The sequence below is a fragment of the Stutzerimonas kirkiae genome (assembly GCF_004327335.1).
Taxonomy (GTDB): domain Bacteria; phylum Pseudomonadota; class Gammaproteobacteria; order Pseudomonadales; family Pseudomonadaceae; genus Stutzerimonas; species Stutzerimonas kirkiae.
Genome location: NZ_QJUO01000030.1, coordinates 46,317 through 57,950 on the forward strand (window position 1 = coordinate 46,317; position 11,634 = coordinate 57,950).

Genomic DNA, 11,634 nt, shown 5'->3' on the forward strand with positions numbered 1-11,634 from the left:
GCCCCCTTCGGCCGCGAACGGCGCTGCCGGGGCAAAGGGCTTCGCGGGCAGGCCCCGCGCCTACGCCTGCTTGCCGATGAAGACAGCGCTGGGCTGCGGCTCGCCGAACAGGCGCCCGGTCACGCCGTGAATGCCCATTTCCGCCAGCACATGCAACTCCCCCGCCGTCTCGACCCGCTCCGCGATCAGCGGCAGGTCGATACTGTTGGCCGCGCGCTGCAGTGACTCGATGAACAGGCACTTGTCGTCCTCCTGGTCGATCTGGCGGATAAAGCTGCCGTCCACCTTGAGATAGGCCAGGCCAAGCCGGGACAGGTTGCCGATCATGCTGAAACGCCCGCCAAAGTGCTGGACCCCGAGCAGGCAGCCATGGCCAGCCAGCAACCCGGCCAGCGCTTCGAGTTCGACACTGGCTTGCAGTTGGCTTTCCTCGACCTCGAGGATCAGTTTGCCACCCGCATCGGGCAAAGGCTGCAGCAGTTCCTTGAGCAATTCGAGATTGCTCAGGGTTCCGGTGGACAGGTTGAGCGCCAAGGGCACGTCACTGCGAGGTAACGACTCGAACACCTTGCGCAACATCAAGCGGTCGAGCCGCCCGCTCCAGCCGAAGCGATTGAGCCACGGCAGAAACTGGCCAGCGGCAATCGGTTCGCCAGTGGCGCCCTGCAAACGCGCGAGCACCTTGTGATGCAGGATTCGCGAAGTATCCCGGGCATCGTGGGTCGGTTGCAGATAGAGCGCTACCTGCCCCCCCGAAAGCGCCTGGTCCAACCGTTCGAACCATACATGACGATCATCGGCCAGCACCTGACCATGTTGCCACTGCGCCATGCTGTAGCCCCCCAGGCCCTGGTTCTCCGCATCGCACAGGGCCTGGTCGCCCAGGCGCATCAGCGCCGAAAGCGAATCGCCATGCTGGAACGGCACCAACCCCAGGTGGGCGACCGGCGTGGAGGGCGCCTCGCCGATGGTATGCAGGTTCTCGATGGCCAGGGCCAGCTCCTCAGCCATCGTCTGCGCTTCGAAACGCAACAGCCCGGGCATGAACATCGCGAACTCGCCGCCGCGGACCCGCGCCGCCTGAAAGCCTCCTTCATCGTCGGTGCTCGGGCAGATCTGCAGCAACTGCTCCGCCAGGGCGGCCAGCAGGCGGTCGGTACGCTCGCCACCGATCTTCTGGTTCAGCCCGGCCAGGTCACAGATGCGCACCAGCAACAGATAGCCATCGGATATGTCGGTATCGTTCAGTTGGTCCTGCACATGCATATCGAAGGCACGCCGGTTGGCCAGCCCGGTCAGGCTGTCCTGATAAGCCTGGACACGCAATTCCTCGGTGCGCCTGGCCTCTTCGGCGAACAGCGCCTTGAGCTTCTCGACCATCAGGTTCATCGCCTCGACCACCCGCCGGAATTCCGGGGTGGACGGCAGATCCGGCAGGCTGATGAACTCGCGCCGGGTGATCGCCAGGGATTGCTCGACCATATAGATCAATGGCCGCAATTGCCGGCTCAGCAGCCAGGCACCCAGCGCCAGGCTGGCGACACTGCACAGCAGCAGCCACAACAGACTGCCCAGGGTGCCTTTCCACAAACGTTCCAGGGCGAACTGCGGATGGCTGACCACCTCGACCCGCGCCGCCTGTTCCCAGCCGCGCATCACGACCGCTTCGCCGATCCCCGGCTGCAGCCGCACCAGCCCGGTGAACCAGTCGGGCACGCTGCTCTGGCGGATATTGGAGACACGTTCATCAAGCGCCTGGCCGGTGCGCTGGTCGATCAGGCGAATGCTGGAGTAATAGCCACTGTCGAAGATCGAGTTGAGCAACAGCTCGATCATCACCGGATCGTCGATATGCGGCGTCAGCGAAACACCCAGCGCCGTCGCCGCATCCTGGGCATGGGAACTCAACTGGTTGTTCAACTGCTCGCGCGAGCTTTCCAGCCCGACCACGAAACTGCCGGTGAAAATCAGCAGGGCGAACAGCGTGATCCCAACCAGCAGTTGCTTAAATAGAGACATAGTCGTCAATCCTCGATCACGAAGCCTTCAGCCCGCATTTTTGTCAGTAGGTCCTGCCAGCGGGACAGGCGCTTGCTATCCCCCACCCGCCGGTTGCCCGCGGCCCCCGGCAACCACATGCCGTCGGCGTTGAACGAATAGACGGGCACCAGATCGGTACGTTCAGTGGCGGGTAGGATGGAGTCGGTCAGGTTGTCCAGCACCAGCGGGATGCTGCTCGGCGTGGGGTAATAGGTCAGCACCATATGGGCCTGGTTCAGGCGAATCGCCTTGACGTAGGTGATCTGCAGCTTGCTGCTGGGAATACCCAGTTGACGCAGGGTGAAATACTTGGCGATGGCGTAGTCCTCGCAGTCCGCCGCGCCCTTGCGCAAGGCCTCGATCGGCGTCGCCCAGTAATCCGTCTGGCGCCAGATCACCCGGTCGTCCTGGAACTCCAGCGCCCTGTTGAAGAACAGGTTGGCGCGCGCCAGGGTGGCCTGCTCGCTTTCCGCCTGGCCCTGGCGCAGCAGCGCCTGCCAATCCCCGACCCGCTGCCGCGCCTCCGCCGCTGCCGGACCATACAACTGGTCGCTCTGGCGCAGAATGCGCTGGAAGTCCCAGCCAAAGGAAAATCCGACGCACGCGAACAGAAAAAACAGGCAGGCGAACCGGCCTGCGGAGCACACCTTGTTATGCCGTCGGCTCAACGACACGACATCCGCTCAGGGCAGCAGGCTGTCATCATCACCTTGCGGCTCGACCGAATCACTGAGCGCACGACGCGCCGCCATGCGACTGTAAAGCTTCTCCTGGGCAACCGAAGGCAGGTCGGTGATGCTGAAAGCGGCCTTGCTCAGCAAGGCTTCGATGATGTCTTCCTGGACACGCACCATCGACAGATCCTGCTCGGCCAGCGAGCGCATGCCCGCATGCCGGGACTGCCACAGCTCGATCTCCGGCGTGGCGCTCTCGACGATCTCGGTCGCCTGCTCGAAGGGCTGGGAGGCGACATGCGCGATCAACCCCTTGTCATCTCGCTGGATATAAAACATGGCTCTCACGCACAGGACAATCGTAGGAGCGGCCTTTGGCCGCGAAGTTTCTGGCCAGCGGCGCCCCATTCGCGGGCAAGCCCGCGCCTACGGCCCGGCATGACACCATATCAGCGCCTGTTCAGGCCAGTCGCACATCCTCGTCCTCGGCAATCAGATTGCCGAGTTCGCTGAGGTTCGCCCGGGTTTCGAAACGGCTGTTCAGCTTCGCCTGGGCCGCCTCCGGCAGATCGGTGATGCTGATCACGCCCTTGCCGATCAGCACCTGGATCAGATCCTCCAGCACACGGATCATATCCAGGTCGCTCTGGCGCAGATGCTGCAGGCTCTGCTTGATCGCCTGCTGTTGTTGCCAGGACTGTATCTCGAAAGTCTTCGCTGCCATTTTCCCATTCATCTCCGGAAAGGGTTGCTCTTCGACCCGCAACAGATTGCCCGCACTATCATGTTGAACATAGAGCATGGTCGTGCCCCTCACGTTGAAGACGCCTGACAATAAGGGCATTCCAGCCGACGCGGGAATACCTCGCTCATCGTGACGGGCCCTGCCGAAGCGCTCGAAGCGCCCCGGCAGGGCCCAAACGCGCCTATTCAACCATAGGTATCAAGGGTTTTCCTGCTGCGTCGGGGTGGCGATGATGCTGCCAAGGTCGAAATTGCTCACCCCTTCCAGGGTGATAGTGGCCTTGACATCCTCGCCGGACTTGATCGTCAACACGGTATCGCTGCCCGAAACGGCCTGGGTGACATAGTTCTCGATGACGAAATCGTCGTTGCTGCCATGCAGCTCGGCCAACAGGCCACTGAGATCTATCTTGTCACCTTCGTCGGCATCGAAGTCGGTGATCCTGTCATTGCCGCCATCACCGGCCTGCCACTTGAAGGTATCGGCTCCGGCACCGCCGGTGAGGATATCGTCACCGCTACCGCCGATCAGGATATCGTCGCCGTCGCCGCCGATCAGGATGTCGTTGCCCGCGCCACCGATCAGGGTGTCATCGCCGGCACCGCCACGCAGGATGTCGTCGCCGTCGCCGCCAGTCAGGATGTCATCGCCGGCACCGCCGATCAGGTTGTTCAGGCTATTGCCGGAACCATCCAGTACCACACCGCTGCCGACCTGGTCGAACAGCGTGAGATCGAACGTGCCGGAAACCTCGGCCGACTCACTGTCGCCATCCACCGTCCTGGCAGTGAAACCGATCTGTACGCCACTCTTGCCGGCGTCCTGGTCGACCAGCGAATCCTTCGCCTGGATAAAGCCCAGGCTGTCCAGGTCACCCTGGCTCAGGCCGGTCAGCGTATAGGTGCCGTCGGCGTAGGTCACCTGGTCCGCCGCGACGGCGGTACTGCCGACGAAGAAGGTCGCATTCGCCCCCAGGCCGATCAGGGTCAGGATGATCGCCTCGACCGAAGTGTCGGTCGCCCCCGCCTGCTGCCGGTCCTTCATCGCCAGGTTCAGGTTCAGAGCAATGATGTTCCCTTCGCGGCCAAAGGATTTCTCCACGACCGGCGTATCGGACTCGAAACCATCGGCCAGCGGCGTCACCTCCAGATTGAAGGTTGCGGTATCGACACGCTGGTTCTCCAGGTCGGACTTCTCGCCACTGAGCACGCTCAGTTTCAGGTCATCCAGCGTACCGCTCCAGTTCTGCGGCGCCTGGATACTGATGGCGGGCAAGCCTGCACCGTCCACCGGGATACTCCAGCCCGTGCCGGTGTTGGAGGCCTGCACCTCGTCACCGTCGGCATTGGTATAGAACACCAGGAAGCCATTGGGCAGGTTTTCCAGGATGGCCGTATGCACCTGCTCGGAGCCATCGGCGTCCAGCAGTTGCCCGGAGATGTTCAGCGGGATGCGGCTCGTACCATCCTGGTTCTCCACGCCGGTCAGGGTGCCGATGCTGCCATCCTGGTACGGGTCGTTGGAACCAACGGCGGTGAACTCGAAGCTGTTGTTGATCTTGTCGACCACCACGGCGCCACTGTCGCCCTCACTGGAAGCCCAGCCTTGCGCGGTGTTCCAGTCTTCCGAGCCCTGCTCCTGGCTCTCCACGGAAACCTCGACCTTCAGGCTGCCATCGACATACTTCTGGCCGTCCGCCGGCTGATAGCGCAACCCGCCGATGGAGGTATCGCCGCTCGACAGCAGTGCTTCACGCGTGGCCTGGTCGAGCACCAGCGTGTAGCTGCCGTCGCTTTCCTGGGTCAGTTCGGAGTTGCCGTAATACAGCTTGCCGCCGCTGAAGCCATCGCCTTCGGTCAGCCGGATGCTCAGGGTTTCGCCCAGTTGCGACGGCCCATCCACACCTCGGCCGATATCGACCGTGATGGCGATGTCGCTGCCTTCCACCGGCTTGCCGGAAGTCGCGGCGCCAGTGGCGTCGGCGGCCGACAGGGTCACGCCGACACTGACACCATCGGTAGCCGGAGTGATGGGCAGCACCGCCGGCACCTTCACCACCGTCTGCTGGCCCGTGGCGGACACGCTCCCGGCGAGGGTCGCATCGACGTTCAGGCCGCCGAAGTTATCGTTCAGGTTGGCCGGAGGGGTGACTACGACCTTGCTCAGCAGGGCCTGCAGCTCTTCCGTGGTGCTCGCCGTACCGGAAATCAGCCACAGCTCTTCGCTGCCATCGCCAACCCTGGTGGCCGTCAGGGCATTGCCGTCCTGGGTAATGACCGCACCCGCCGGCAGTTTCAGGCTCAGCGTGAAGTTGACGTCCTGGCCATCCAGGTTGTTGCCGATCCCGGCATCGAACAGTTGGTCCAGGGTGAAAGGCGTATCTTCCGTTGCCGTGAAGCTGTCGTCCTGCGCGAACGTCAGGGAGACATTCGCGCCGACACCGGTGCCGCCCTGGTAGTCCGAGGCGGTATTGAAGCGGTATTGCGTAGTGTCGCTCGCCAGGTTGCTGGCCCCGGTATCGTGGCTGAATACCTGGATGCCGATGGTCGCACCGATATCAGCCGCCAGTTCGGAGCCCGCGGTGAAGGATACCTGGGCATCGATGGCACCGTTGTTGGTCGCCTCGACGAACTTCGACAACTGCGATTGCGCCACTTCGATCAGCCATTTGCCATCATCCAGTTGGCGCGCGACACCGACGGAAGTGCCATCGATACTCAGGCCGTTGACCAGCAGGCCATTCGGAACACCGGTGACGATGACCTGGGTGAAGGCCTCGCTGCCATCGACATCCGCCGTGCTCAGCTCGATGCCGACATTGAACTTGCCGCTGCTCTGCAGGGTCACCGTCGGCACCGCAGCACCCAGATCCGCCGTCAGCGCCGCGCCATCAGTAGTGATGGATTCGAGGTTGACCTCGACCGCGTCGGTCACCGGCGCCACGCTCAGTTGGTACTCCAGCGGATCGCCAAGTTCGCTCACGGGAGCGACAGTACCGTCATTGGAAATGTCGGTGACCTCGTACCTGACCGTGAACTTCAGCTCAGGCGCATCCGCCTGGTTGTCAGCCTTGTGCTCGGTGGTCGCCAGCGCAGTCACCTGGCCGGCCTGCGTGGCATCCAGCACATACCACTGGTCGCCGTTGACATCCGTGACAGTGGCCACACCCGAGGCATCCAGTTCGACGCCATTCAGGTACAGCGTGAAGCCTTTGGCCGCGAAGTCCTCGACCTTGATATGCACACCGCTCAGAGTTTCGTTGCCATCCGGCCCGGAGATGGAGAAGCCCACCGGGGAAACCTGGTCCTCGAGCAGGGTCGAGCCATTGCCGCCAGTCGCTTCGGGAGAAGGCGTCACGATGGCCGCCAGGGTCGTCGGCGCATTGACTTTCCAGTCACCATCGTTCTCCGTGGTGATCGGTGTGACCGTCACCGCGACCGTGCCGCTGAAGTGCTCGGGCACCTTGATGGTCAGGGCCTTCAGGGCCGCCTCGGAGTCCACTTCCCAGACCCGGTCGGCACCGCTGCCGCCCAGGTAGCGAGCGCCTTGCAGGCTGAACTCCTCGGCCAGACCGGTGATCCTGAAGGTCAGCTTCTCGGAAGCGTCCGTGTCGAACTGGCTCACGCTGTCGATCAGGTCGGCCAGCTTGACGGTGGCCGCGCCACTGTCCAGGTCGGCCTCGGTATAGGTATGGGCCTTGGCCAGCACGCTGGCATCGTCCGCCACACCGGTGACCTTGATCGGCAGTTTCTGCACCGAACTCCAGGCGCCAACGCTGGTATCGAAGCCCGGCAGGGCATCGACCGTCTGGGCTTTCACCTCCAGGGTGAAATCGACGTTACTGTTCAGTGGCGGCGTCACCGTCAGCGGGGTGGCCGGGTTGAAGCCGGAGATCACCACCGACCAGGAATCGCCGTTGGAGGTCACCTCGATACCGGCGACACCCGTGGTGTCCGCCGTGATCTCCACGCCGCCGTAGTTCAGCTTGGCGCCCGCCGGGATCTTGTCGATGCCGACATTGAGGGTTTCCGAACTGTCCGAGGTGGCCGGGCGGATCGACAGTGCGATTGCCGTGTCTTCCAGGCCCTGCGTCGGGCTGACCGACAGGCTCGCAAGGTCCGCATCCGGCGTGATCCGGATGGTCAGCGTCGCGGCGTCGGAGATGGCCGTATCGGGCGTACCGCTGCCCTCGTTGTCGTCATCCCAGTCGTAGGTTTTCGCCTGCACCTTGATCTGGAAGGTACCGGCATCATTCAGCGGCGCCTGGAACTTGAGGCTGGCCAGGGCATCCAGTGGCACTTCGATCGGCGTGCCATTGAAGGTCGCGGAACCGCCATCCCAGGTGAACACCGAACCGATCGCCGGAGTCGTGCTCACCCCATCGGCCGCCAGTTTCACCGGCGTCAGCAGCGCAGTCGTGGTTTCGTCCGCGTCTTCGTTGATCCAGCCGGCCTTGTTCAGCAGGGCGACACTCTCGGCATTCAGGTCGAACACCGTGTCTTCCTTGCCCACGGCGGTATACAGGTGGTTGGTGGTGGGGACGATCAGGTCCGCCGTGCCGTTCCCGTCGGAATCGTTGGTCGAGGTTCTCTCGGCCACCGGCGTCACGGTGATCTTGATCGGCAATACGCTGGTCTGCGTATCGCTGGTAGCCCCGCCACCGGTCACCGACGGATTGCTATCGGTCGTGGTGACGGCAACCTGCACCGTCGCATCCAGGCTGCTATGGGCCGGCGGGGTGACCTTGAAGGCATCCAGGGCCAGCTCGCGGTTGGCCTCGGAACCCGCACTGAACTCGATGACATAGGGATCGGCCGCGCTGCCGCTGCCGCTGACCGTCCAGACGGCATCGCCTGCCGAGCCGGCGGCGGGCTGGTCGCTCAGCGTCCAGCCATCGGCCAGGGCGAACTGCACCTGGGTGATGACCTCGGTGCCGTTGGCCGAACCTTCGTCCGTCACCCGCACACCGGCCAGGAAGGCCACCGCGGTGTCTTCCGGCACGGCGGCCGGGTTGCTGGCCAGCACATCGCCCGCCACCGGGGTGACATGCAGATTGAGGGTCACCGGATCGCTCAGCACCACGCCATGGGCCGGCCCATCCGAGTCCAGGTCCTGGGCCTTCAGGGTCACGGTGATGCTATTGATATCGCCACTGAAATCCTTGGGCGGGGTGATGTTCAGGTCCGGCAGGGTGCTGGCGTCATTGCTGGTGATATCCACCTTGACGACCTGATCGGCGCTGGTGATTTCCGTACCGTTGACCTTGGAGCCGACCGGCAGGCCGGTGATTTCGAACCAGCGTTTTTCGCTGCCATCGACATCGGCACCGCTGTTGCCATCGGTACTGGTGTCCAGCGTGACCTGCAACAGGGACTTCAGGTTGAAGGTGCTGTCCTCGGCAAGCGTCAGGTCATGGCTGTCCTCGCCATTGATCTTCAGCTCGATGGGGTCGGTGACGGCCTGTACCTTCACTTCCACGCTGGTGTTCCTGGTGCTGCCATTGACCTGGCTCAGCTTCACGCCGGTAGCGTCCACCTCGAAGCTGGTCACGCTGGCTTTCACGCTGAAGTTCACATGGCTTTCCGCTGGTGGCAGCACCTTGAGCGCCTCGAACTGCGCCTTGGTCATGGTCAGCTCGGCGCTGCTGTCGCTGGTATGGCTGCCATCGCTCAGCTTGATGGTGACCGATGTCTTGCCGCTGGTGGAAGTGAACAGCGTGTTGCCGCTCGCATCCTGCAGCACGGCCCCGACCGGGAAGCCGGACAGGGTGATGGCGCCCAGCAGCTCGGGGTTATCACCGGCATCGGCTCCGCTCTGGTCGGTCGCGTCCTTCACCACGGGGGCCTTGAAGCCCAGGGCGATGGCTACATCCTCGTCGGTCGTGACCGATGCGCTGCCGCGGCCCAGGTCAGGCTGGTCCGCGACCGCCCGGACATTGACCGTGACGCTGCCCTCGACGGCGGAGCCATCGTCCTTGCTGATCGAATACTTCAGCACATCCGCGGCGAACTGGTTGCTGCCCTGCAACTGGTTGCTGTAGTTGCCGGTCGGCACATAGCTGATGCTGCCATTGGCATTGACGATCACGGTGCCCTGCAGGCCGTGGCCGGTCTCGACGCCATAGCTCCCGGGCCCGCTGCCGATGACCGTGACACCATCGGCGGCAAGGATCTTGATCTCGCTGGCGGCCACGTCGGCGCCCAGCGAGAAATTGTTGGCGGCGGTGGCCACCGTGCTGTCCTCGGTCACGGTAATGACGTGCGATGCCCGCTCCACATCGTCGCTGACCGCGACCTTGAAGCTGCCAGTGGCGGTATCGCCATCGCTGTCACGGGCCGTGAAGAGGAATGGCAGGTCGAGCGCCTCGAAGCCGCCAGCGCCGTTCGCGACCTGGTGATCCAGCGCACCCTGCAGGGTGAAGCTGTAGGTGCCGTTAGCGTTGATCTGCACCTGGAACACGGCCTGCCCAGCGGCGACGGCGTTCAGGGTCGTGCCGTCGTTGGCCAGGCTGAAGACCAGCGGCGCACCGTTGGACGCCAGTTGCAACTGGTCGAGCGCGTCCAGCGTGTCATTGGTGAAATAGGTGGCCTTGCTGGCGCCGGCGTCGGAACCATAGTCCACACCGAGGCTGCCACTCACCGTGGTCTGGCCGCTGTTCGGCGCCGTCCCCGTCGCCAGGGCGGACTCGCTCACCGTGGCATCCTGGGGCGCGGTGATGGCCGGGCCATCATCCAGGAAGGTGAATTTATCGCCGATTTCCAGCGCTTCCGAGCGTGCGATATCGCCATCGCTGTCCTTGGCGACAGCTTTCAGGGTAATCGCGGAGGAAGCGAACGGGCTGCTTTCGTCATTGTGATCCGCCGTGTCGGCATGCTCGACGGCGCGTAGCTGGGTCAGCGTGACGTTGCCTGTCGCATTCACCGAAATGGTGAACACCGTGACACCACCCGCCTTGCCTTCGACCACACCGTTGTTGAGCGACAGCGTGATCGCCTGCCCCGTCAGGCTGTCGACAAGGCCGGTCGCCACATTGCTGCCCAGGCCCAGCTCATAGCCGGTGATGCTGGCGCTGTCCGCGCCCTGGACCAGATTGAAGGCGGAGGCGAAATCTTCCGAGGAAGACGCCGTGGCCGTCCCCAGGTTGGACTCGTCGACCGTCAGGCCATTGACCTGGGTCCCGGTCAACTCGACCTCGGGCACATCGTCGATGACCTGGACGCCCAGAGTCCCGCCAGCCGAGACACTGCCGCTGGCCCCGGGCAGGGGGCCGGCCTTGACGCCGAGCGCGAGTTCCTTGAGCAGCTCGTTGGCGCCATCCGCATCGGCATGGGCCTGGCTGTTCGTCAGCTCATAGGTATAGGTGATCTCCCCGGAGACCACCGAACCGCCTTGCGTATCGGGCGTAAAGCCGGTCAGGGTCAGCGTACCGTGGCCCGCGACGGTTATCGTCAGCGGCGTTCCAGGCAGCGCCTGCAAGTCGGCAAGGCTGATTTCCTGGCCGGCGATGGTGACGCTCTGCAGGCCGGTGCTGGACTCGAATTTCAGTACGCCATCGGCCTTCTCGCTATCACCAGCGGCCTCGCTGCCCGTGCTCAGGCCCTTCTCATAGACCGTGATCTGGCCGCTCGCATTGCCGTTCGCATCGACTGGCGTAATGCTCGGATTGTCATAGATAGTGGACGCAGCGGTGTCCTGGGCGCCGACGCGCAGATCCTCGAAGCCATTCGCGGCACCGCCGTTGACACCGTCGATAGTGACGGTCAGCGGTTCGGAAACTTCGTAGGCACTGTCGACCTTGCTGGTCACCGTAAAGGTTTCCTGCGACTTGCCACCCGCAATGGTGATGGAGGACGGCAGTGACGTGACATCCGCCAGATTGGCGGCGTCGCCGCTCCACACCAGGTTGACCACGGCACTCTTGCCGGCCAGGACGGTCACGGGGTCGCCATTGGCATCGACCAGGGTGACGGTATAGGTCAGGGCGCCACCTTCGAATACCGCCGATTTATCTACGCTGATCTGCGCGTAGACAGGGTCACTGTCATCCAGTATCTCGGTGCTCACCGCCGTGCTGTCGAAGCCCAGGTTCTCCAGCGCGCCCGGCTGCCCTGCGTTCGCTTCGCTGACGCCGGTGATGGCGTTGGCGATGCTGTCGTTTTCCAGGTACACGTCGTC

At 63.6% G+C, this 11,634-nt stretch carries 5 protein-coding genes; all 5 read right to left on the reverse strand.

All coding sequences use genetic code 11. From position 1 onward, the window contains the following. Positions 1-60: 60 nt before the first annotated feature. The gene (locus tag DNJ95_RS15205) at positions 61-2,019 is read right to left on the reverse strand and encodes an EAL domain-containing protein (protein WP_131185579.1); all 1,959 of its coding nucleotides are present in this window, start codon (positions 2,017-2,019) and stop codon (positions 61-63) included. A 5-nt stretch (positions 2,020-2,024) separates the two neighbouring features. Continuing rightward, complete coding sequence (lapG, locus tag DNJ95_RS15210) at positions 2,025-2,651, reverse strand: cysteine protease LapG (protein ID WP_207388750.1); 627 nt, start codon at positions 2,649-2,651, stop codon at positions 2,025-2,027. A gap of 72 nt (positions 2,652-2,723) precedes the next feature. Beyond that, a complete protein-coding gene (locus tag DNJ95_RS15215) occupies positions 2,724-3,053 on the reverse strand; it encodes a tryptophan synthase subunit beta (protein WP_131185581.1) in 330 nt (109 codons plus the stop codon). A gap of 121 nt (positions 3,054-3,174) precedes the next feature. Continuing rightward, entirely contained in the window at positions 3,175-3,438 is a 264-nt protein-coding gene (locus DNJ95_RS15220) for a tryptophan synthase subunit beta (protein WP_338069370.1), read from the reverse strand. A gap of 219 nt (positions 3,439-3,657) precedes the next feature. After that, positions 3,658-11,628, reverse strand: coding sequence for a DUF5801 repeats-in-toxin domain-containing protein (locus DNJ95_RS15225; protein WP_220445720.1), 7,971 nt, complete (start codon positions 11,626-11,628; stop codon positions 3,658-3,660). Between the last annotated feature and the right edge of the window lie 6 nt (positions 11,629-11,634).